General features: G+C 69.9%; 19 protein-coding genes. 16 read left to right on the top strand and 3 right to left on the bottom strand.

Features of this window, described 5'->3' with window-relative positions:
- Positions 1 to 14: 14 nt before the first annotated feature.
- The 3 genes from ACFP3H_RS13320 to ACFP3H_RS13310 are packed head-to-tail and all read left to right on the top strand — an operon-like array spanning position 15 to position 1,857.
- Complete coding sequence (locus tag ACFP3H_RS13320; RefSeq protein WP_378604846.1) at positions 15 to 377, top strand: ArsR/SmtB family transcription factor; 363 nt, start codon at positions 15 to 17, stop codon at positions 375 to 377.
- A complete protein-coding gene (gene arsB, locus ACFP3H_RS13315; protein WP_378604843.1) occupies positions 374 to 1,450 on the top strand; it encodes an ACR3 family arsenite efflux transporter in 1,077 nt (358 codons plus the stop codon). The genes ACFP3H_RS13320 and arsB overlap by 4 nt, the downstream gene beginning before the upstream one ends.
- Positions 1,447 to 1,857 carry an arsenate reductase ArsC gene (locus ACFP3H_RS13310; protein ID WP_378604840.1) on the top strand — a complete coding sequence of 137 codons (411 nt, stop codon included), beginning with the start codon at positions 1,447 to 1,449 and terminating at the stop codon, positions 1,855 to 1,857. Before arsB ends, ACFP3H_RS13310 begins: the two co-directional genes overlap by 4 nt.
- Before the next feature lie 93 nt (positions 1,858 to 1,950).
- Here ACFP3H_RS13310 and ACFP3H_RS13305 read toward each other — a convergent pair whose 3' ends face one another.
- A complete protein-coding gene (locus tag ACFP3H_RS13305; protein ID WP_378604837.1) occupies positions 1,951 to 2,868 on the bottom strand; it encodes a MerR family transcriptional regulator in 918 nt (305 codons plus the stop codon).
- A gap of 486 nt (positions 2,869 to 3,354) precedes the next feature.
- On the opposite strand from ACFP3H_RS13305, the gene ACFP3H_RS13300 reads away from it, so the two are divergent.
- The 4 genes from ACFP3H_RS13300 to ACFP3H_RS13285 are packed head-to-tail and all read left to right on the top strand — an operon-like array spanning position 3,355 to position 9,438.
- Complete coding sequence (locus ACFP3H_RS13300) at positions 3,355 to 4,767, top strand: family 2B encapsulin nanocompartment shell protein (protein ID WP_378604834.1); 1,413 nt, start codon at positions 3,355 to 3,357, stop codon at positions 4,765 to 4,767.
- Between the two features lie 5 nt (positions 4,768 to 4,772).
- Positions 4,773 to 7,031 (top strand): terpene synthase family protein, encoded by a 2,259-nt coding sequence (locus ACFP3H_RS13295; protein WP_378604831.1) that lies wholly within the window; start codon positions 4,773 to 4,775, stop codon positions 7,029 to 7,031.
- Positions 7,028 to 8,422 carry a family 2B encapsulin nanocompartment shell protein gene (locus ACFP3H_RS13290; protein WP_378604828.1) on the top strand — a complete coding sequence of 465 codons (1,395 nt, stop codon included), beginning with the start codon at positions 7,028 to 7,030 and terminating at the stop codon, positions 8,420 to 8,422. The genes ACFP3H_RS13295 and ACFP3H_RS13290 overlap by 4 nt, the downstream gene beginning before the upstream one ends.
- Complete coding sequence (locus ACFP3H_RS13285; protein WP_378604825.1) at positions 8,419 to 9,438, top strand: polyprenyl synthetase family protein; 1,020 nt, start codon at positions 8,419 to 8,421, stop codon at positions 9,436 to 9,438. Before ACFP3H_RS13290 ends, ACFP3H_RS13285 begins: the two co-directional genes overlap by 4 nt.
- 41 nt (positions 9,439 to 9,479) lie before the next feature.
- On the opposite strand, the gene ACFP3H_RS13280 is transcribed toward ACFP3H_RS13285, so the two are convergent.
- The gene (locus ACFP3H_RS13280; protein WP_378604822.1) at positions 9,480 to 11,042 is read right to left on the bottom strand and encodes an MFS transporter; all 1,563 of its coding nucleotides are present in this window, start codon (positions 11,040 to 11,042) and stop codon (positions 9,480 to 9,482) included.
- 115 nt (positions 11,043 to 11,157) lie between these two features.
- Between ACFP3H_RS13280 and ACFP3H_RS13275 the strand changes: the two genes are divergently transcribed.
- The 3 genes from ACFP3H_RS13275 (at position 11,158) to ACFP3H_RS13265 (ending at position 16,380) form a co-directional block, all read left to right on the top strand.
- Positions 11,158 to 14,724 (top strand): AfsR/SARP family transcriptional regulator, encoded by a 3,567-nt coding sequence (locus ACFP3H_RS13275; RefSeq protein WP_378604819.1) that lies wholly within the window; start codon positions 11,158 to 11,160, stop codon positions 14,722 to 14,724.
- A gap of 35 nt (positions 14,725 to 14,759) precedes the next feature.
- Complete coding sequence (locus ACFP3H_RS13270) at positions 14,760 to 15,272, top strand: pyridoxamine 5'-phosphate oxidase family protein (protein WP_378604816.1); 513 nt, start codon at positions 14,760 to 14,762, stop codon at positions 15,270 to 15,272.
- Between the two features lie 85 nt (positions 15,273 to 15,357).
- Positions 15,358 to 16,380 carry an alpha/beta hydrolase gene (locus ACFP3H_RS13265; protein WP_378604813.1) on the top strand — a complete coding sequence of 341 codons (1,023 nt, stop codon included), beginning with the start codon at positions 15,358 to 15,360 and terminating at the stop codon, positions 16,378 to 16,380.
- Between the two features lie 3 nt (positions 16,381 to 16,383).
- On the opposite strand, the gene ACFP3H_RS13260 is transcribed toward ACFP3H_RS13265, so the two are convergent.
- Positions 16,384 to 17,082 carry a hypothetical protein gene (locus tag ACFP3H_RS13260; RefSeq protein ID WP_378604810.1) on the bottom strand — a complete coding sequence of 233 codons (699 nt, stop codon included), beginning with the start codon at positions 17,080 to 17,082 and terminating at the stop codon, positions 16,384 to 16,386.
- A 111-nt stretch (positions 17,083 to 17,193) separates the two neighbouring features.
- On the opposite strand from ACFP3H_RS13260, the gene ACFP3H_RS13255 reads away from it, so the two are divergent.
- From ACFP3H_RS13255 to ACFP3H_RS13230, 6 genes are all read left to right on the top strand, one after another.
- The gene (locus ACFP3H_RS13255; protein WP_378604808.1) at positions 17,194 to 18,240 is read left to right on the top strand and encodes a FecCD family ABC transporter permease; all 1,047 of its coding nucleotides are present in this window, start codon (positions 17,194 to 17,196) and stop codon (positions 18,238 to 18,240) included.
- A complete protein-coding gene (locus tag ACFP3H_RS13250; RefSeq protein WP_378604806.1) occupies positions 18,237 to 19,349 on the top strand; it encodes a FecCD family ABC transporter permease in 1,113 nt (370 codons plus the stop codon). The genes ACFP3H_RS13255 and ACFP3H_RS13250 overlap by 4 nt, the downstream gene beginning before the upstream one ends.
- Positions 19,346 to 20,170, top strand: a complete 825-nt coding sequence (locus tag ACFP3H_RS13245) for an ABC transporter ATP-binding protein (RefSeq protein WP_378604803.1) — start codon at positions 19,346 to 19,348, stop codon at positions 20,168 to 20,170. Before ACFP3H_RS13250 ends, ACFP3H_RS13245 begins: the two co-directional genes overlap by 4 nt.
- Positions 20,171 to 20,233: 63 nt before the next feature.
- Positions 20,234 to 20,623, top strand: a complete 390-nt coding sequence (locus ACFP3H_RS13240) for a BlaI/MecI/CopY family transcriptional regulator (RefSeq protein ID WP_279537543.1) — start codon at positions 20,234 to 20,236, stop codon at positions 20,621 to 20,623.
- 65 nt (positions 20,624 to 20,688) lie between these two features.
- Positions 20,689 to 21,627, top strand: coding sequence for a M56 family metallopeptidase (locus ACFP3H_RS13235; protein ID WP_378604800.1), 939 nt, complete (start codon positions 20,689 to 20,691; stop codon positions 21,625 to 21,627).
- A gap of 151 nt (positions 21,628 to 21,778) precedes the next feature.
- Positions 21,779 to 23,101: DEAD/DEAH box helicase (locus ACFP3H_RS13230; protein WP_378604797.1), on the top strand; the 1,323-nt coding region annotated here is incomplete at its 3' end.

Genomic DNA, 23,101 nt, shown 5'->3' with positions numbered 1-23,101 from the left:
GTCAATATCGAAGAATGTCTAAGTCGGAGCTGAGTCTGACGCCGGTCGCGGCCTGTGTCGCCGAGCCGGTCGTCCGCGATCCCCTGAGCCCCGCCGAGGCGGTCGAGCTCGCCGCCGTATTCAAGGCGTTGGCGGATCCGGTGCGCCTTCGACTGTTCTCGCTGGTGGCGAGCCGGGCCGGCGGGGAAGCGTGCGTGTGCGATATCTCCGACGGTGTCGAGGTCAGCCAGCCGACGATCTCGCACCACCTCAAGGTGCTGCGCGAAGCCGGTCTGCTCACCAGTGAGCGCCGCGCGTCGTGGGTGTACTACCGCGTCGTGCCCGACGCGTTCGCCCGCGTGTCCAGCGCGCTGAGCACCGACAGCGCCGACGCGTGAGCACCACGACCGACCACCCGCCCGTTGTCGGCACACTGTCCACCCTCGACCGATTCCTGCCGGTGTGGATCGGCGTCGCGATGGCCGCCGGACTGCTGCTGGGCCGGGCGATTCCGGGCCTCGGCGACGCGTTGGGCGCGGTCGAGATCGACGGCATCTCGCTGCCGATCGCGATCGGTCTGCTGATCATGATGTACCCGGTGCTGGCCAAGGTCCGCTACGACCGGCTCGATTCCGTCACCGGCGACCGCAAGCTCCTGATCGGCTCGCTGGTGCTGAACTGGATCCTCGGCCCCGCGCTGATGTTCGCGCTGGCCTGGATCTTCCTGCCCGACCTGCCCGAGTACCGCACCGGTCTGATCATCGTCGGCCTGGCCCGCTGCATCGCCATGGTCATCATCTGGAACGACCTCGCGTGCGGCGACCGTGACGCCGCGGCGGTACTGGTCGCCTTGAACTCGGTGTTCCAGGTGTTCATGTTCGCCGTGCTCGGCTGGTTCTACCTGTCGGTCCTGCCCGGCTGGTTGGGCCTGGAACAGACCACGATCGACGTCTCGCCCTGGGAGATCGCGAAATCGGTGCTGATCTTCCTCGGCATCCCGCTGCTGGCCGGGTACCTGACCCGCCGCTTCGGCGAACGCGCCAAGGGGCGCGAGTGGTACGAGCGGAAGTTCCTACCCCGCATCGGCCCGTGGGCGCTCTACGGTCTGCTCTTCACGATCGTGGTCCTGTTCGCGCTACAGGGTGACCAGATCACCTCCCACCCCCTCGACGTGGTTCGCATCGCGATCCCGCTGCTGATCTACTTCGCCGTCATGTGGGGCGGCGGTTATGCCCTCGGCGCCGCCATGGGCCTCGGCTACGCCCGCACCACCACCCTCGCCTTCACCGCCGCCGGCAACAACTTCGAACTGGCCATCGCCGTCGCGATCGCCACCTACGGCGCCGGCTCCGGCGAAGCCCTCGCCGGCGTGGTCGGCCCACTGATCGAGGTACCGGTACTGGTCGGCTTGGTCTACGTCTCGCTCGCCCTACGCAAACGATTCCGCCCCGAAAGGCCTTGCCTCCCATGACAACCAAGCCCAGCGTGCTCTTCGTCTGCGTCCACAACGCGGGCCGTTCCCAGATGGCCCAGGGCTTCCTGACCCATCTCGCCGGCGACGCCATCGAGGTCCGCTCCGCCGGCAGCGCCCCCGGCAACGCCCTCAACCCCGCCGCGGTCGAGGCAATGGCCGAACTCGGCATCGACATCACCACCCAGGCACCGAAGATCCTCACCCCCGACGCGGTCGAGACCTCCTCGGTCGTGATCACCATGGGCTGCGGCGACGCCTGCCCGTACTTCCCCGGTGTCGACTACCGCGACTGGCAGCTCGACGATCCGGCGGGCAAGGGCATGGAATCGGTGCGCCCGATCCGCGACGAGATCAAAAAGCGCATCCAGGACCTGATCACCGAACTGCTCCCCGCCCACACCTGAACATCCCCCGAGAAACCACCATGTCGGTGAGCAAGATCAGCGACATCACATCATCGAGCCAGGACCGTACACGCGACCGACGGAACGCGGTCCTCAACACCGACCCTCGGACTCGACCGAGGCCGCGAGGGCGTCGGAGAGCCAGAGTTGGGCCGTGCCGGAGGTGGGCTCCGGGGTGAGTGTTGTTGTCAGTTGCCAGTATCGGCGGACGTGAGGGCTGGCACCGGGGGCGTCTCGCAGGAGTTGGTGACGAAAGGCGGGGGTGTCGCGGCGGGATCGGGCGGTGGCGTGGGCGGTGACGTAGTGGTCGAGTTCGGGGCCAGGAGTGGGCGGGGTCGCTGCGGCTACGTGGGGCGCGGCTTCCAGACAGGTATCGGCGATATCGAGCAGGAGGCGGCGTTCGTCGCGGACGCCGGGGGTGGCGTGGTGACGAAGGGTGTCGTGGACGGAAACAGAAACATCCGGGTTCGACACTGCCGCAACGAGTTCCGCGTAGGCGATGAGATGTTCGGGTGGGGCGTCGGGGGTGAGTTCGGGGACGTTCATGGCGAGGAAGCCGTCGATGGACGAAGAGGGCAGTGGGGATAGTTGGCGACGCCAGAAGGTGATGAGGGCTTCGCGGGCGGCGCGGGGATCGATCACGGCGGCCAGGTGATTCAGGTGTTCGTCGCAGCGGTCGGGAGTGCCGGATTCGACGGCGCGCAGCAGGGCTCGGCGGTGGTTGAGTGCGTCGATGTCGTCGTCGAGGGTGCGGCGTTCGGCGGCGACCACCTCCGCGATCGAGCGGGCGCCGGTCAGGATGTCCTGGATGGCGGACAGGCCGATGCCGAAGGACCGGAGTCTGCGTAGCAGCATCAGCCGCTCGACCGCTGCCGGATCGAAGACCCGGTGGCCGGTGGCGGTGCGGGTGGCGTCGAGAAGTCCTTCGTCGCAATAGAACCGGATGGTTCGTACCGCCACGCCGGAGCGGGCGGCGAGCTCCCCGATCGTCGTGTACCTGACCTGTGTCATCTCCGTTGGCACCTCCACCTCGGTGGAATTCCTACGGTACCGATAACGACCGGAACTCGCCTCACGGGCGATCCGGTTAGGCGTGGTCGATCATAGGGGTTGCCGGAGTTGTGCGGGGTGGGTTCGGAAAATTTCGGTGGGATCGGGGGTTGCTCGAGAGTTGTTGTGCTGGTGGGGAATTCGAGCACCGACCGGCCGGTTCTATCGGGTGGTCGAAGCGGGTGGGGGGATTGCCAGGTTGTCGCCGGCGTGGTTATCTTGTTGCCGGGTGATCGCATCCTGAGCCGAGCTCGAGTATCGAGACTCGTTGTGTCACAACGTTATTCATTACCCTTCGTCGCCACTGCGCGCTTCCACAGGACCTGAGCGTTGTTCCGTCATGCCCTGGTGAGGTTTGAATTATGTTGTGCCGCAACATTTTTGGTTCCATGCCTCATCCTGCTAGCCCTTCGTGACCTGAACATCCTGCGAGACAAGGGACTTCACATGACCGATCTGGCCGATCACATCGCTTCCACGCCCCAGCAGAGCCTGAGCACCGCGGCGGCGCGCAAGCTGTCCACCACCACCAAGACCGCGCCCCAGATGCAGGGCAAGACCTCGCGCTGGCTGCTCAAGCTGCTGCCGTGGGTGCAGGTCGACGGTGGCGTCTACCGGGTGAACCGGCGGCTCACCTACGCCATCGGCGACGGGAAGATCACCTTCGTCACCACCGGTTCCGAGATCCGAGTCATCCCGGCCGAGCTGCGCGAACTGCGCTCCCTGCGCGACGCGGACGACGACGCGGCCCTGGCGGCGCTGGCCGAGCTGTTCGTCCGACGCGACTACGCCGCGGGCGAGCAGCTGGTGACCGAGGGCGACCCGGTCGAGCGGCTGGTGCTGATCGCGCACGGCAAGACGAACACGATCGCGGCGGGCGAGTACGGCGAACCGACCGTGGTCGCGACGTCGGTGGGTGGTTCGTTCTTCGGCGAGCAGGCCCTCGCGAGCGAGGACACCCGGTGGGGGTTCAGCGTCGACGCGGTCACCCCGGTCACCGCGCTGATCCTGGAACGCACTGCCCTGGAACAGCTGTGGCGCACCCACCCGAGCTTGCGCGCGCACATCGAGTCGGTCGGCACCGAGATCGAGCAGCTCGCCGCCCAGGCCAACGCGCACGGTGAAGCGGCGATCGACCTGGCCTCCGGGCACGTCGGCGAACCGGTGCTGCCGACCACCTTCGTCGACTACGACCTGGCCCCGCGCGAGTACGAACTCAGCGTCGCCCAGGCCGTGCTGCGGGTGCACAGCCGCGTCGCCGATCTCTACAACAAGCCGATGGACCAGACCGAACAGCAGTTGCGGCTGACCATCGAGGCCCTGCGCGAGCGCCAGGAAGACGAGATGATCAACAACCCGGACTTCGGGTTGCTGCACAACGCCGACCTCGACCAGCGCATTCCCACCCAGTCCGGCGCACCGACACCCGACGACCTGGACAACCTGCTCGCCCTGGTGTGGAAGGACCCGTCGTTCTTCCTGGCGCACCCGCGCGCGATCGCGGCGTTCGGCGCCGAATGCAACCGGCGCGGGCTCTACCCGGCCGGCATCGACTTCGGCGGGCACAAGGTCCCCGCGTGGCGCGGGATTCCGATCCTGCCGTGCAACAAGATCGGCGTCTCGGCCACCAACACCACCTCGATCCTGCTGCTGCGCACCGGCGAGGAGAACCAGGGCGTGGTGGGCCTGCGCCAGACCGGCATTCCCGACGAGGTCGAGCCCGGCCTGAACGTGCGGTTCATGAACGTCGACGACAAGGCGATCATCTCCTACCTGGTCAGCACCTATTTCTCCACCGCGGTGCTGGTCCCCGACGCGCTCGCCATCCTCGAAGACGTCGAAATCGGGCGCGAAGGCTGAGCGGCGTGCAGCCTTTTCAGCTCCCGGAGTTTTATGTCGCCCATCCCCCACGGCTCAATCCGCACGTCGAGACCGCCCGCGCGCACACCAAGGCGTGGGCCTACGAGATGGGGATGCTCGGGGAGACCGTGGGCGGCGACATCGTCTGGGACGAACCGACTTTCGACGGGATGGACTACGCGGGCCTGTGCGCGTACACCCATCCCGACGCCGACGCCGATGTCCTGAACACCGTCACCGACTGGTACACGTGGGTCTTCTACTTCGACGACCACTTCCTCGAGGCGTTCAAACGCACCGGCGATCTCGACGGCGCCCGCGAATACCTCGACCGCCTGGCCACATTCATGCCAGCCACGTTGGACACGATGCCGGAGCCGACCAATCCCGACGAGGCCGGACTGGGCGATCTGTGGGCGCGCACGGTGCCGGTGATGTCGGCGGCGTGGCAGCGGCGGTTCGTCGAGAGCACCCGCAATCTGCTGCTGGACTGCGTGTGGGAGATCCGCAATATCAACGGCGACCGGGTGCCCAACCCGATCGACTACATCGAGATGCGGCGCAAAGTCGGTGGCGCGCCGTGGTCGGCGGACCTGGTGGAGTACGCGCGCGGCATCGAGATCCCGGAGTGCCTGGTGGGTTCGCGGCCGCTGCGGGTACTCAAGGACACCTTCTCCGACGCGGTGCACCTGCGCAACGACATCTTCTCGTACCAGCGCGAAACCGAGCAGGAAGGCGAGGTCAACAACGGGGTGCTGGTCGCGGAGCGCTTTCTCGGGTGCTCACCGCAGGAGGCCGCGGACCGGGTCAACGACCAGCTCACCTCGCGCATCCACCAGTTCGAGAACACGGTCCTCACCGAGCTCGGGCCGCTGTTCGACGATCACGCGATCGACGGGGCCGGGCGGGCGGCGACGCTGTCGTACGTGCAGGGTCTGCAGGACTGGCAGTCCGGTGGGCACGAGTGGCACCTGCGGTCCAACCGGTACATGAACGACTCGGCCGGGTCCGGGACAGTACCGGTGCTCGGCGGTCCGACCGGCCTTGGCACCTCGGGCTACTCGGGGTTCCTGCGGGGGCTGGCGGGGCCGGGTGGGTTGCGCAACCACACCCGGACGCCGTCGCCGCCGCGCGGACACCTGCCGCTGCCCGATTTCGACCTGCCGTTCGAGGTCAGTGTGTGCCCGCACCTGCCCACCGCGCGGCGCGAGAGTGTCGACTGGGCGGGCGCTGTCGGGTTCTACGATCCGGTTCCCGAACTGGGTGGGCGCCCACTGTGGACCCGCCAGGACAACATCGGATTCGACTTCGCGCTGTGTTCGGCGGGCCTGGATCCCGACGCCACGGCCGAGGCGCTGACCCTGTCGGCGTGCTGGTTGACCTGGGGCACCTGGGCCGACGACTACTACCCGGCGGTGTTCAACCCGACCGGCGCGATGGCCGCCGCCAAGGCCGCCAACGCGCGCCTGTCCCTGTTCATGCCCCTGGCCGGTGACACCACACCGGAACCGCTCAACCCGCTGGAACGGGGTCTCGAGGAGCTGTGGCCGCGCACCACCGCGACCCTGACCCCGGCGGCGCGGGCCAGTTTCAAGGCCTCGGTCGAATCGATGATCGAGAGCTGGCTGTGGGAGCTGGCCAACCACATCCAGCACCGGGTGCCCGACCCGGTCGACTACCTCGAAATGCGCAGGCGCACTTTCGGTTCCGAGCTCACGATCGGGCTGTCGAAACTGGCGCGCGGCGGGATCGTGCCCGACGAGGTGTTCGCGACCAGCACCCTGCGCGGCATCGAGAACGCCGCCCAGGACTACGGGTGCCTGATCAACGACTGGTTCTCCTATCAGAAGGAGATCGAGTACGAGGGCGAGCTGCACAACATGGTGCTCGTGGTCGAGACCTTCCTCGACTGCGATCGCGACGCCGCCGCTCGGATCGTGGCCGATCTGATGAAGGCCAGGATGCGCCAGTTCCAGCGGCTGGTGCTCGAAGAACTGCCGATCGTGTTCGAGCACCACAGACTCGACGCCGCCGCCCGCTCGGCCCTGTCCGACTACGTCGGCGAACTCCAGGACTGGATCGCCGGAATCCTGCTGTGGCACCAGCGATGCAGTCGCTATCTGCCCGAGAACCTGCGCTACCCACCGGCCGTGGGCGGCGGCCCCGAACACCCCGCCACCCCAGCCTTTTCGCGTGGACCGCGCGGGCTCGGCACCGCCGCCGCCCGACACCTTCTTCCCACCGAGGTCAGGAGCACACTGTGACCCTTCCCGAACTCACCGCCCTCGGCCTGCCCGCCGCGCGGGCGCTGGCCACCACCACCAAAACCCCGCCGCAGAACCAGTCGCGAACCCCGCGCTGGCTGCTGCGCACCCTGCCGTGGGTGGAGGTCGCCGGCGCCACCTACCGGGTCAACCGCCGTCGCACCTACACCGTCGGCGACGACCTCATCACCTGCACGCTGGCCGGTGGCCGGTACCAGGTGATCGCGCCGGACCTGCGGGAACTGCGCGCCCTGCGCGGCGCCGACGACGACGTGTTGCAAGAACTCGCCGCCGCTTTCGTGCAGGAGGAGTTCGCTGCGGGCGAGACCATCGCCGCGTTCGGCAACCCGATCGACCGCCTGTCCGTGCTCGCCCACGGGCAGGCGGTCACCGAGCGCACCGGCGAGTACGGCGACCGGGTCGTGCTCGATGTCCTCGGCGACGGCGCGCCGTTGGGCAGCGACGTGCTGCTCGACGCGTCGGCGATCTGGGAATTCACCGCCACCGCCGAGACCGCGTGCACGGTGCTGAGCCTGTCGCGGACCGAACTGGACCGCATCCTCGACCGCAGTCCCGCACTGGCACAGCAGCTTTCGCAGGTGCGCGAGGCCGATCGCGCGGCGCGGGGCAAGTACAGCAAACGCGGTGAGGCCTCGATCGATCTCGCGTCCGGGCACGCGGGTGAGCCCGTGCTGCCGGGCACCTTCGCCGATTACGACCTCAGCCCGCGCGAATACGAACTCGCCGTCGCGCAGACCGTGGTGCGGGTCCACACCCGCGTCAGCGACCTCTACAACACGCCGATGAACCAGCTCGACCAGCAGCTGCGCTTGGCGGTCGAGGCGCTGCGGGAACGCCAGGAATCGGATCTGCTCAACGACCCCGACTACGGGCTGCTCCACAATGTGGACCCGACCCAGCGGCTGCGGTCCGGCACCGACCGGCCGACCCCCGACGACCTGGATCGCCTGCTGGCCCGGCGCCGCAAGACCCGGTTCTTCCTGGCCCACCCGCGCACCATCGCCCAGTTCGGGCACGAGTGCAACGCGCGCGGAATCTATCCCGCCACCGCCGAATTCGAGGGCAAGACGGTGCGCACGTGGCGTGATGTGCCGCTGCTGCCGTCGGACAAGATCCCGATCAGCGCGGCGGGGTCGAGCACGATCCTGGCGATGCGGGTCGGCGAGGCCGACGAGGGCGTGGTGGCGCTGCGCAGTACCGGACTGCCCGACGAGTACTCCCCCGGCGTCAATGTCCGGCTCACCGGGATTGATGACCAGGCGATCGCGTCGTACCTGGTCAGCGCCTATCACAGCGCGGCGGTGCTGGTGCCCGACGCACTCGGTTCGCTGACCGTCTCGGTCCAGCCAAGAAAGGAGACCGCGCGATGACCGCCAGTCCGATCGTCGACCCCGCCACCGAGGCCGGCGGCCGCTTTCCCCAGGCCCTGCGGGCATCGGTCGAGACCCTGCCCGAGTCGATTCGCCACATCGCCGGGTATCACTTCGGGTGGTGGGATCCCGCCGGAGCCCCCGAACACGCCGATGGCGGAAAGGCATTGCGGCCCACTCTGGTTCAGCTCGCCGCCCGAGCCGTCGGCGGGGACAGCACGTGCGGGCTGCCCGCGGCGGTCGCGGTCGAACTCGTGCACAATTTCTCGCTGCTGCACGACGATGTGATGGACCGCGACACCACCCGCCGCCACCGTCCCACCACCTGGCACGTCTTCGGCATCGGCCCGGCCATTCTGGCCGGGGACGCGCTGGTGACGCTCGCGTTCGCCGGGCTCGCGGGCAACGGTCGGGCCAATGCCGACGCGGCGACCCGGATTCTCAGTGCGGCGGTGTTGAGCCTGGTCGAGGGACAGACCGCGGATATGGAATTCGAGCGCCGGGCCGATGTCGGGGTCGAGGAATGCGTGGCGATGGTCGACCGCAAGACCGGGGCGCTGTTCGGGTGCTCGGGCGCGCTCGGCGCGCTGGCCGGGGACGCCGGGCCCAGCGATATCGCCCGACTACAGGGCTTCGGCAACGCGCTCGGGCGCGCCTTCCAGCACGCCGACGACCTGCTCGGTATCTGGGGCGATCCGGCGGTACACGGCAAGCCCGCCCACTCCGACCTGCGCAATCGCAAGAAGTCGCTGCCGGTCGTGTGGGCGTTGCGCTCGCAGACCCCGGAGGCACGGGCGCTGGCCGAATTGTACGGTCGCACCGACGATCTCGACGAGGCCGAACTGGCGCACGCGGCCGAACTCGTCGAGGCGGCCGGCGGGCGGGACTGGAGTCGAGCCCAGATCGAACTGCTCCATTCCAGCGCCATGCTGGCCCTGTCCGGCCTCGACGGCGACCCGACCGCCATCGCCGGATTGGCGAGCCTGGCCGACTCGGCCACGCACCGCCAGAGCTGACCGACAGCCCGGATCGACGTGCTGCGATCCGGGCTGTTCGCTCAGGCCGTGACAGTCGGACGATCCGTCGAGATGTCCACGGCCGGTGCGGGTTCCGGGACGGTGGTCGCACCGGCCGGAATCCGGCGCAGCAGCGCCACCGCGAGGACCGCACCGACGGCCGAGAGCAGCGCGGCGGTCCAGGAGGCCGCGTTCAACCCGTCGGTGAAGGCGTCGCGCGCCGCGGCGGTCAGCGATTGCGCGAGGTCGGCGGGCAGCGATTCGGCCGAAGTCAGTGCGCCGGAAAGGGTTTCGGCGGCGTCACCCTCGGTCTCGGACATCCCGGCGCGATACACCGCCGCGCCCACACTGCCCAGCAACGCGACACCCAGTGCCACCCCGAGGTCGCTGGCGGTGCTCTCCACCGCCGAGGCCGCACCGGCCTTCTCCGGCGGCGCCGCGCCGATCACCAGGCCCGGAATCAGGGCCATCGCCGGGGCGATACCGGGGTAGAGGATGTAGAAGCCGACGATGAGCAGCGGCAGACCCGCCGCACTGGGCACCTGCGCGAGCACCAGGTAGCCCACGGCCGACACCAGCAGACCGGCGGCGATCAGGTACGCCGGACGGACCCGGCGGGCGAGGGCGGGCGTGAGCGTGGAGACGACCACCAGGCCCAGTGCGGCGGGCAGGATCCACAGGCCGGCCCGCAGCGGCGACTGCGCGGCGACCAACTGCAGGTACTGCGTGAACAGCAGATACACCCCGCCCAGGGCGATCGCGGCGAGCATGTAGACGCCGAGCGATCCGCTGAAGGTGCGGTTCGCGAACAACCGCACGTCCAGCATCGGGTCGGCCAGGCGCAGCTGCCTGCGGACGAAGATCACCGCGAAGGCGATCCCGGCGAGCAGGGTGAGCACCGATTCGGCGCTCGCCCCGGTCTCGGCGAGTTTCTTCACCCCGTAGACGAACGGCAGCAGCGCCGCCAGCGACAGCACCACGCTCAGCGGATCGATCCGACCCGCCTGCGGCGCACGATATTCCGGGATCAGCGCCGGCACCGCCAGCACGACCACCGCCATCACCGGCACACCGATCAGCATGGACGCGCCCCACCACATCGTGGCCAGCATCAACCCGCCCAGCAGCGGGCCCAGTGCCACGCCCACCGACACCGACGCCGCCCACAGGCCGATCGCGGTGGCGCGCTGGCGCTCGTCGCGGAACATGGTGGTGATCAACGACAGGGTGGCGGGCATGACCGCCGCGGCGCCCAAGCCCATCAGGGCGCGCGCGCCGATCAGCAGTTCCGCGTTCGGCGCGAACGCGGCCAGCGCCGAGGCGACACCGAACAGGGCGGCGCCGGCGATCAGCAGTCGGCGGCGGCCGAGCCGGTCACCGAGGGTGCCCATGGTGACCAGGAAACCGGCCATGACGAACCCGTAGATGTCGTTGATCCAGAGCAGCTGGCCACTGCTCGGCGACAGGTCGGCGGCGATATAGGGGGTGGCGAGGAACAGCACGGTCATGGTCAGGAACAGCAGGACGGTGGGCAGCAGCAGGACCGTCAACCCCCACCACTGGCGGGTGCCCGCCCGCTCGGGGACTTCGGTGAACTCGGACATCAGGACGTCTTCCCTTCGGCGATGATGCGAACTGCACCGACACTGCTCGCGCGCCCTTCGGAAACCCTTCGGATCGACTCCGGGTCGGCTCGAGCGCGCGACTAGGGTGGTCACCATGCGTTTCGGGGTGCTCGGGTCGTTGGCGGTGTGGACCGAGGACGGGCAGCCGGTGCGGATACCCGAACTCAAGGTGCGCGTGCTGCTCGGCGCGCTGCTGGTCGAACCCGGTCGGGTCGTGCCCGCGGACCGGCTGGTCGAACAGCTGTGGGGTACCGCGTTGCCCGCGAACCCGGCCGGGTCGCTCCAGACCAGGGCCTCGCAGTTGCGGCGCGTGCTCGAAGACGCCGAGGCGGGTGGGCGGGGACTGCTGGTGTCGCGCTCCCCCGGCTATCTCCTCGACGTCGCCGAGGGCTCGGTGGATTCCCAGGTGTTCCATCAGTTGCTGCACCGGGCGCGCGCGGCCGACGACATCGGTGCGCGGGCAACGCTTCTCGCCGAGGCGCTGGGACTGTGGCGGGGTGCCGCGCTGGCCGACCTCGCCGATCACGACTTCGCGCGGATCCCGGTGTCGCGGTGGGAGGAGCAGCGCCTGACCGCCGTGGAGGAGCACGCGCGGGCGCGGATCGCGCTCGGCGAGCACGATCAGGTGGCCGACGAGCTCGGCGCGCTCACCGAGGAACATCCGCTGCGGGAACGGTTACGGGGGGCGCACATGCTGGCGCTGTACCGGTCGGGGCGGCACGGGGAGGCGCTGGATTCCTATCGGCGGTTGCGCGAGCATCTCGCCGAGGAGCTCGGGTTGGATCCGAGTCCTGAGCTCGTCGCGCTGCATCGTGCTGTGTTGGAACAGGATCCGGCGCTCGGTGCGTCCGTGCGGCCCGTGCTCGCGGCACCGGTGCCGCCACGACGCGGTTTGCCGGTGCCTGCCACATCCTTGATCGGGCGCGAAGACGACCTCGCCGCGATCGCCGAGCTGGTGGGTGCGCGGCGGTTGGTGACGCTCACCGGGCCCGGCGGTGTCGGGAAGACCCGACTCGCGCTGGCGACAGCGGCGGCCCAAGTGGTGCGCGACGGGGTGCTGTTCGTCGAACTGGCCGGGCTGTGCCTCGACAGCGACACCGGTGGCGCGGTGCAGACGCTGACCGAGGTCGTCGCGGCGGCGTTCGAGGTGCGCGATGATTCGGCCGGCTCGAGCCCGTTCCCGTTGCCCGACAGCGGAACTCAGCTCACGCACCTGGTGGAGGCGATCCGCGCCGAAGAGGTGCTGCTGGTACTGGACAACGGCGAGCACGTCGCCGAGGCCGCCGCGATCGTGGTGTCACGGCTGCTCGCGGCGGTGCCCGGGTTGCGAGTGCTGGTCACCAGCCAGGTGCCGCTGAACATCGCCGGCGAATACGTGTACTCCGTTGCGCCCCTGACGGTTCCAGCACTCCCGCGCGATACCCGTCAGGTCTCGACCGACAGCCTGGCGGCGGCGCACGACAGCCGCCACGTCGCGGATGCCCGCCAGGTCTCGACCGACAACCGGTCGGCGGCGCACGACAGCCGCCACGTCGCGGATGCCCGCCAGGTCTCGACCGACAGCCGGCCGGCGGCGCACGACAGCCGCCACGTCGCGGTTGCCGCGCGGGCGGGCACGGACGCTCGGATCGATGCGGAATCCGCGCCCGCCGTAAGGCTTTTCGTCGAGCGCACCCGGGCGACGCTGCCCGATTTCACGGTCACCGAGGACAATGCCGCCGCGATCGCCACCATCGTCGCGCACCTCGACGGGTTGCCGTTGGCGCTGGAATTGGCGGCGACCCGGGTGCGGGCACTGGGCGTGCACGTCCTCGCCGAACGGATCGAGGATCGATTCACGCTGCTCTCCGCCGGATACCGGGACGCACCGGACCGGCAGCGCACCCTGCGGGCGGTGATCGATTGGAGCTGGGAACTGCTCGATGAGCCCGAACGCGCTGTACTGCGCAGGCTTTCGGCGCACGCGGACGGGGCCACCCTGGAGTCGGCGGAGGCGGTGTGCGCCGGTGGCGCGGTCGCGCGGGTCGAGGTCGCGGAATCGTTGGCCCGCCTGGTCGACCGTTCGCTGATCATCACCCCCGCCGCCGACGCGCGCCCGCGCTACCGACTGCTGAAGTCGGTCGCCGCGTACGCGAGCGAACAGCTCACCGACAGCGGCGAGGACGCCGACACCCGACTTCGCCACCTCGCCTACTACGTCGCCGTCGCCGAGGAGGCCGACCGCCATCTACGCTCCACCGACCAGCGCCGCTGGCTGGCCCGCCTCGACGCCGAATCCGCCGACCTGCGCCGCGCCCTCGACACCGCCCGCGCGACAGCACGATCCGAGGACGCGCTGCGCCTGGTGAACGCGCTGGCCTGGTACTGGGTGATGCGCGGACGGCTCACCGAGGGAATCCGCTCACTCGGCATCGCGCTCTCCGTCCCGAGCGAGCACCACTCAACCGCCCACCGCGTCGCCGACCTGTGGCGGCGCGCCCTGCGACTCGGCGCGGGCATCACCGTCGACCTCCCGCCCGAGCCGCCGACAGCGGTCACACCACACGGCGATGGTGACGGGCCCACAGGCCCGGCAACGCCTTCGCCGCGCACCGATGGTGACCGGCCCGCAGTCACGGCAACTCCGTCAGGCACGGAGGTCGACCGCCACGCCTCGACACCGAGCCCGGATCGACTGTCCCTGCCCGAACTTCGCGCCCGCTGGTATCTCGCGCACACCCACTCCGGGTTCGCCGCGCACCAGGGCATGGACGACGCGCACGTGCTGCGAAAGGCTTTCGCGGACAACGGCGATGACTGGGGTGTCGCCGCGGCGTCGGCGTCGCTGGCGCGGGAAGCGTTCGGGCACGGGGATCTCGCGGGGCTGCGGGACAACGCCGAGCGGGCGCGGGAGATCTTCGCGCGGACGGGCGATCGGTGGGGGCTGGGTATCGCGGGATTCCTGCTCGGTGGGTACGCGGAGGTCACCGGGGATCTCGATGCCGCCCGCGCGCACCACCGGGCCGCGTTGAGCACCGCCGAGGAACTCGGGTTGTGGAACGAGGTCGGTGAGCGGTTGACCTCGCTGGGGCGGATCGCGCTGCTGCGGGGCGACCTCGAACGCAGCGCTGAGCTGCACGAACGGGCTCGGCGGATCGCCGTCGGGCAGGGCCACCTCGTCGGCGAGGAATCCGCGGTGCTCGGGCTCGGGCTCGTCGCCCGGCGGCGCGGCGACCTGGCGGCGGCACGCGAGCACCTGGGCGCCTGGCTCGACTGGCACCTGCGGGCGGGCTCGCACTTCGGGGCGGCCCTGATCCTGGCCGAACTCGGCTTCACCGCCGAACTCGCGGGCGAGGCCACCGAGGCCGAAGCGCTGCACCTGCGCGGCCTGGCCTCGGCCCTACCCACCGGCGACCCGCGCGCCCACGCCCTCGCCCTGGAAGGACTCGCCGGATCCCGTTCCCTCGCCGGGCATTCCGTGCGAGCCGCCCACCTGCTCGGGGCGGCCGACGCCCTGCGGCGATCCACCGGCGCACCCCTACCCGCCGCCGAACGCGCGGACGTCGACCGCATCGAAGCCCGCATCCGCACCGACCTCGGCGCCGCCCGCTTCGCCGCCGAATTCGACCACGGCCACCACCTCGATCCCCTGACCCTCGCCACTCCCTCGAGCCGACCCTGAGTCGATCCGAAGCCCACCCCGGCACGGTGGAGCACATGACCGATCGCCACCGCGCCCACGTCCACACCTTCGCCGACCTCCGAGCCGACTTCGACACGATCGTCGGCGCCGTCAACTACGCGACCATGACCACCGTCGACACCATGGGGCGACCGCGCTCGCGGGTGCTGATCCCGGTGTGGGAGACCGACGGCGAGGAGCCGGTGGGGTGGCTCGGCACCTACCGGACCCCGGTGAAGGTCGCCCATCTCGCGGGAAATCCGCACGTCACCTTCTCCTATTGGAGTCCGGCGCAGAACACGGTCGCCGTCGATGCCGTCGCCGCGTGGACCGCCGACACCGCCGAACGCGCGCACGTGTGGGACCTCTACCGCCACGGCAGCCCGCCCGGCGCGGGCTATGACCCCGGCCAGTTCTGGCACGGGCCCCAGGACCCGAAGTTCGGAGTGCTGCGGCTGACGCCGTGGCGCGTCCAGGTCCTGCGCCGCCACGATCTCGTCACCGGGATCCCCGCCCGGATCTGGCGCAGCCCGAACACCAAGGAGTGAAACATCGGTTTGCCAGATGCCGCGTGGGCGGTTTATGTTACCGACGTCACAACGCCCCTCGAGAAGTCAGCAGGCTCGTCGTTTCATGAACCTTTCCACGCTCCGCACGCTCGGGGTGGCGCTGTGTGCCGCCGCGCTGATCTCGACCCCGACCTTCGGCGCGCACGCGGCGCCCGGTGCGCACGTGGTCACGCAGACCCAGGTCGGTCGCGTCGCCGAGATCGGGGTGTACTCGCCGTCGATGGATCGCACGATCGCGTTGAAGGTGTTGCGGGCGGCCGAGACCGGGGTCGCGGCGCCGACGCTGTACCTGCTCAACGGCGCGGGCGGCGGTGAGGACAAGGCGAACTGGCCGGGCCAGACCGACGCGGCGGCGTTCTTCGCCGACAAGCACGTCAACGTCGTGATCCCGATGGAGGGCGCGTTCAGCTACTACACCGACTGGCTGGCGCCCGACGCGAAAATGGGCGAGAACCTGAAGAACAACGGGCGCAACATGTGGGCGACGTTCCTCACCGAGGAACTGCCGCCGGTGATCGACGCGGCGCTGGGCACCACCGGCGTCAACGCCCTGGCCGGGATCTCCATGGCCGGAACCTCGGTGCTCGACCTGTCGATCCGGGCACCGCACCTCTACCGCAGCGTCGCGGCCTACAGCGGCTGCGCGATGACCAGCGATCCGCTCGGCAAGACGTTCGTCTCGACCGTGGTGGGCATGGGCGGCGGCGATATCGCCAACATGTGGGGCACCGACGCCGAGGCGTGGCGCCAACGCGACCCGTTCGTGCAGGCCGCGCTCCTGCCCGACATCCCGATGTACATCTCCAGCGGCACCGGACTGCCGGGCGCGCACGACACCGTGGCCAATCCGCGCATCCAGGCGCAGGGCACCGACCCCGACGCGGCGGTGACCAGCCAGATGATCGTCGGCGGTGCGATCGAGGCGGTCACCGGCCTGTGCACCGCGAACCTGGCCAACCGGACCCGCGAACTCGGCCGCACCAACATCACCTACAACATCCGCCCCACCGGCACCCACTCGTGGGGATACTGGCAGGACGATCTGCACGACTCCTGGCCGATGATGGCCACCGCGCTCGGCCTCTGAGCCCTACCGTTGCAGGCAACGACTGCGCCGAACCTGCAGGCCCCGCTCACCGAACGCGGCCAGCAACAACTGGCCGCGTCGCGCACCGGCGGCACTGTCGGCACGGGCCAGATCCGGCACGTAGGTCGCGGCACCGATAATGGACTCGCCGACCAGGGTCCAGAAACGTCGCGCGGGTAGACCCGAGCAGCGGGTGAGGACCGACTGCAACGGGATCAGGGAGGACGCGCAGCGTTGAGCGAGCCACACAGCCATCGCCGCTTCACACGGGAAGGCGACGACGCCGGGCTCCGGATCGCCGTCGACGACGCGAATCCTGATGTCGGACAAGCCCGCCCAGTCGATACCGCCGTCGTTGTCGTGGTGGATCCACAGATTGTCATGACCCGGATCCCAGGCTTGGGCGTCCATCACGAACAGCGCGGTCACCCGACCGACCACCGCGTGGATGAGCGCGGTCGCGACCACCTCGGCGGCCATCTCGTCGCTGATCATCTCCGCGGTGTGGCGCCGGTACATGAGTTCGACGCGGCCCTCCGACAGTCCGTTGGGCACGTGCCACCATCGCCGCTTACCCTGTCCACTCATCGCCGCCACGGCGTACACGCGCGGATGCTCGGGTTGCAGGGCCTGCAATCTGGCACACGCGCGGTCGAACGCGGCGGTGGTGCGGGACGTGGCGGTGGTGACGGGCTCGGACATCGAACCTCCTCGAACTGTGGGATCCCGTGACGATGCTGTCCGGAACATTAGGTTAGGCTTACCAGACTCGACAAGTCGAGTGCTGATTCGAGGTAGGAGAAGTTCGTCGCCGTGATCACACCTGGCACCGTCAGACGTCGTCGTCTGACCGGGCTGCTCCTGCTCGCCGTCCTGCTCACCCTCGCGGTGGTGGCCAGCATCGCCATCGGCACCCGCTCGCTCGCACCCTCGGTGGTGTTCGACGCGATCACCCACGCTCTCGGCTGCGACGGCGGCCCGTTCCGATGCCCGGCCCGCTCCACCGCCGAAGAGATCGTGCGTGAGCTACGTCTGCCGCGCACCGCGTTGGCCCTGACCGCCGGAGTGGCACTGGGCATCGCGGGCGCGCTCATCCAGGGGTATACCCGCAATCCGCTCGCTGATGCCGGTTTGTTGGGACTCAATGCCGGCGCGGGTTTTCTGGCCGCGCTGAGCATCTTCCTGTTCGGATTCACCATGCCCGCGCAGTACATCTGGTTCGCCTTCGCCGGGTCGGCGATCGCGGGCGTGATCGTGTTCGGGGTGTCCTCGATCGGCGGCGGCAAGGCCAGTCCACTGAGCCTGATCCTGGCCGGTGCGGCGGTCACCGCGTTCCTGACCGCGATGACCAACGCGATCATCGTGCTCGACAACGCCGCGCTCGACACCTACCGGTTCTGGGTAGTCGGCAACGTGGCCGGACGCGAAGCGGATGTGTTCTGGCAGGTGCTGCCGTTCCTGGCACTCGGCGTCGGCATGGCGGTGAGCGCGGCGCCGACGCTGAACCTGCTGAGCCTGGGCGACGACGTCGCGCGCGGGCTCGGTGTCGACGTCACCCGGGCGCGGGGCTACGGCCTGTTCGCGGTGGTGCTGCTCAGCGGCGGCGCGACCGCGGCGATCGGGCCGATCGCGTTCCTCGGGCTGGTCGTGCCGCATATCGCGCGCGCCTTCACCGGACCCGACAACAAGTGGTTGATCCCCTACTCCGGCCTGCTCGGCGGACTGCTGCTGCTGGTCGCCGATGTGGCGGGCCGGGTGGTGGCGCGTCCGGGTGAGCTCCAGGTCGGGGTGATGTTGGCCGCGGTCGGCGCGCCGTTCTTCATCGCGCTGGTGCGTCGCAAGAAGCTGGTGAGTCTGTGAGTATCGACCTCGAAAAGCCCTCTGCCGCACAGGCTCTGCGCAAAGTGCGGCCCGCGCTGCGGGTCGGACCGGTCTCGCTGGTCCTTCGCCCGGTGATGCTGGGCGCGGTGATCGCCCTGGCGGTGGCCGTGTTCGCGCTGTTCTGCCTCGATATCGCCGTCGGCGACACGACGATCCCGCTGGGTCGGGTACTCGATGTGCTCGGTGGCGGCGGCAGTCGATCGCAGCGGTTCATCGTCCTGGAATCACGACTGCCGCGCGCGCTCACGGCCGTGGTGGTCGGGGCCGCGCTCGGGCTCTCGGGCGCGCTGATGCAGTCCATCCTGCACAACCCGCTGGCCGGACCCGACGTACTCGGCATCACCACCGGCGCGAGCGTCGGCGCGGTGGCGGTGCTGGTGTTCACCGGCGGCGCGACCACCGGGGTGCTGGCCACCGTCGGCGCGCCACTGGCCGCGCTGGCAGGCGGGCTGCTCACCGCGGCCGCGATCTACGTCCTCGCGTGGGGTCGCGGCGGTAGCGGTGAACGCGGGGTGACCGGATTCCGCCTGGTCCTGATCGGTATCGGCGTGAACGCGGTGCTGGTCTCGATGATCAGCTGGCTGCTCACCCGCGCCAGCCTCACCGACGCCGCCCGCGCCCAACTCTGGCTCAGCGGCTCGCTCAACGCCGCCGCCATCTCCCGGGTGATCCCCGCCGCGCTCGCGCTGGCCGTGGTCGCGGTGGTCGCCCTGATCTCGGCGCGCACCCTGGCCGCGCTGCGCCTGGGCGAGGAGTCCACGCGCGTGCTCGGGGTGCGGATCCAAACCCAGCAGGCCCTGCTCATCGGCGCCGCGGTCGTGGCGGCCTCGGTGGCGACCGCGGCCGTGGGCCCGGTCGGGTTCATCGCGCTGGCCGCGCCGCAGATCGCCAGAATGGCCCTGCGGACCCCCGGCGAACCGCTGATCGCCTCGGCGCTGACCGGCGCCGCCCTGGTCACCGTCGCCGACCTCATCTCGCGCGCACTGCTGCCGGTGGAGTTGCCGGTCGGTATCGTCACAGCGGCACTCGGTGGACCGTTCCTGCTCTACCTGCTCGTCCGCATGAATCGGAAGGCCACCCTGTCATGACCAGCCCCGCGCATCGCATTGCCGCCGACGCCGTGTCCCTCGGCTACGGCGAGCGGGTGATCGTCGACGAGCTCAGCCTCGACATCGCACCCGGCGTGGTCACCACGGTGATCGGGCCCAACGGCTGCGGCAAGTCGACCCTGCTCAAGTCGCTGGGCCGGCTGCTGCGCCCGCGCGCGGGCCAGGTCGTACTCGACGGCAAGGCGATCTCGTCGATGAAGACCAAGGACGTGGCCAAGGTGGTCGGCATGCTGCCGCAGACCCCGGTCGCCCCGGAAGGACTCACCGTCGCCGACCTGGTCGCGCGCGGACGCCATCCCCATCAGTCCTGGATGCGGCAGTGGTCGGCCGACGACGAGGTCGAGGTGGCCGCCGCGCTGGCCCAGACCGGCATCGCCGACCTGGCAGAACGCACCCTCGACGAACTGTCCGGCGGTCAGCGCCAGCGCGCCTGGATCTCGATGGCGCTGGCCCAGGGCACCGACATCCTGCTGCTCGACGAGCCGACCACCTATCTCGACCTCGCGCACTCGCTGGAAGTGCTCGACCTGGTCGACCGCCTGCACCACGACTACGGGCGCACCGTGGTCATGGTCCTGCACGATCTGAACCTGGCCATCCGCTACAGCGACGAGCTCGTGGTGATGTCGGCGGGCCGGATCGTCGCGCGGGGAAAACCCGGCGAGATCATCTCCGCCGAACTGCTCGCGGAGGTCTTCGGACTCGACGCCACCGTGCTCACCGATCCGGTCTCGGGGCGGCCGATGATCGTGCCGATCGGCACCCGACACGTGCACGGCGCGACCGGGTATGACGAATGACACACCAGCAAACACCCCGTTACGACAACCTGTAGTACGCATCATTGTCGTTGTGCCCGTAAAATCGGTGGGATGGCAGGTCTGGGCGAACTCGAAAAAGCGGTCATGGACCAGTTGTGGTCAGCCGACGAACCACTGACGGTGCGACAGGTACACGAAGCGCTGGCAGCGCGACGCGAGCTCGCGTACACCACGGTGATGACCGTGCTGCAACGACTGGCGAAGAAGGATCTGGTGGTGCAGCGGCGCGACGATCGCGCGCACCGATACGCACCGGTTCACAGTCGCGACGAACTCGTCGCGAGCCTCATGGTCGACGCGCTACAACAGGCCGACGCCGCAGGTAGTCGGGCCGCGGCCCTGGTCCACTTCGTCGAACAGGTGGGCAAGGACGAGGCCGACGCGCTGCGCGAAGCGCTCGCCAAGCTCGAATCCGACGAAAACAGCGGCTAGACTCCCTGGCGGCTCTCACAATGGGGTGAGCGCCACCTCGCCCCACAACGCAGTGAGCAGAGTCGATGAACGCAACCGCGGCAGTCTTCGCCGGTCTCGCCTTGCTTCTCGCAGGGCCGGTACCAGCGTTGCTCAGTCGTGCGAGCTGGGTGCATCGCACGCCCCGCGCGGCCCTGGTGTTGTGGCAGGCCATCGCGTTGGCCGCCGTGCTCAGCGCCTTCGGCTCGGGCCTGGCGATCGCGAGCATGCTGCTCGTTCCCGGCCCTGACGGCCGCCCGACCACCTCCCCCACCCGGGAGATCGACGCGCTCGGACTGCCCCTGTGGTCGCTGTATGTGCTGGTCTTCGCCCTGACCCTGATGGTCGGCGCCCGCCTGATCTTCTCGATCGTGCGCGTCGGGGTGCACACCCGCCGCCGTCGCTCGCGCCATCGCATGCTCGTGGATCTGCTCGATCAGAGCGGCCCGGTGCGCCGCGCCGCCGATATCCGGGTGCTGGCCGCCACCGAGCCCATCGCCTACTGCCTGCCGGGCCTGCGCCAGCGCGTGGTGATCAGCGAGGGCACGCTGACCAGCCTCGACGACGCCGAGGTCACCGCCATCGTGAGCCACGAGCGCTCGCACCTGCGCGCCCGCCACGATCTGGTGCTCGAGGCGTTCACCGCCGTGCACGAGGCGTTTCCCCGGGTGGTGCGCAGCAAGGCCGCGCTGGGCCAGGTGAAACTGCTCATCGAACTGCTCGCCGACGACTCGGCCGTGAAGGTCACCGGCCCCAAACCGCTCGCCCGCGCCCTGATCGCCTGCGCGAAATCGACCGCCCCGCAGGGCGCGTTGGCCGCGGGCGGCCCGAGCACCCTCATCCGCATCCAACGTCTCGCGGGCACCACCGGCGATGTGCGCGTCGCCACCGCCGCCTACCTCGGCTCGGCCGCGATCCTGGTCGTGCCGACGCTGGCCGTCGCGGTGCCGTGGTTGCAGGAACTGAGCCGACTCTTCCGCGGCTGACCTGCCGGTTTACCCAACCGAGGCCGAACGCGCCTATCCTGGGAGACCGGTCCTTCCTGCTGGGCCGCGCCCCGCTCACGCCCTCGCGCGTATTCGGGTAATCGGCGCCGGTCCTCTTCCGGCGCGATTCGCAGCCCAACGAAAGGCCACTTTGACTACCACTTCTCTGCCCGCCGAACCGACCTTCGCCGACCTCGGCCTGCCCGTCGCGCTCATCCAGACCCTGCGCAACGCCGGGATCGACGCGCCGTTCCCCATCCAGGCCGCCACCATCGGTGACGCGCTGTCCGGGCGCGACGTGCTCGGGCGCGGCCCGACCGGCTCGGGCAAGACCCTGGCCTTCGGCCTGCCGATGCTGACCCGCCTGGCCGAGGGTTCCCCGGCCAAGCCCGGTCGCCCGCGCGGTCTCGTGCTGGTGCCGACCCGCGAGCTCGCGACCCAGATCGAGAAGGCCCTCGAAGACGCCGCCCGCTCGCTGGGCCTGCGCGTCGCCTCGGTCGTCGGTGGCGCCCCGATCAAGCGCCAGGCCGACCGGCTCGCGCGCGGCGTGGACCTGCTCATCGCGACGCCGGGTCGCCTCGACGACCTGATCAAGCAGCGCAACGCCGATCTGTCCGATGTGACGATCACCGCCCTCGACGAGGCCGACCACATGGCCGACATGGGCTTTCTGCCCCAGGTCACCCGCCTGCTCGACCGCACCCCCAAGCAGGGCCAGCGCCTGCTGTTCTCGGCCACCCTCGACGGTGACGTGGACAAGCTGGTCAAGCGCTACATGAACAACCCGGTGACGCACTCCACCGCGCCCGCCGAGGCCTCGGTCAGCACCATGACCCACCACCTGCTCTACGTGCGCGACAAGAACATCAAGCGCACCGTGGCCACCGAGATCGCCGCCCGCGAGGGCCTGACCATCATGTTCGTGCGCACCAAGCACGGCGCCGACCGCCTGGCCAAGCAGCTGCGCGGCGCCGGTGTCGACGCGGGCTCGCTGCACGGCGGCAAGGCCCAGAACAACCGCGTGCGCACCCTGGCTGCCTTCGCCGACGGGTCGGTGCCGGTGCTGGTCACCACCGATGTCGCCGCGCGTGGCATTCACATCGACGGTGTGTCGCTGGTCGTGCACTTCGATCCGCCCGCCGAGCACAAGGCCTACCTGCACCGCGCCGGGCGCACCGCGCGCGCCGGGGAGGACGGTGTCGTGGTCACCCTCGTCACCGACGAGGAGCGCAAGGACGTCGCCGCGATGACCCGCAAGGCGGGCGTGCGCACCGACGGTGTCGACGTGCGCCCCGGCGACCGGAACCTGGTGGAGATCACCGGCGCCCGCAAGCCCTCCGGTATCGCGTTGGCCGCCCCGGCCGCGCCCGCGCAGCCGGCCCGTTCGGCGACCGGTGGCGGGCGGACCCGTCGTCCGCGTGCCGGTGGCGCGCCGACCGGCGAGGCGAGCCGTGGCGGTGCCCCGCGCCGCGAG

The sequence above is a fragment of the Nocardia lasii genome (assembly GCF_042658545.1).
Classification (GTDB): domain Bacteria; phylum Actinomycetota; class Actinomycetes; order Mycobacteriales; family Mycobacteriaceae; genus Nocardia; species Nocardia lasii.
The sequence above is the reverse complement of the archived record's forward strand: the minus strand, read 5'-3'. Positions and strand labels throughout refer to the sequence as shown.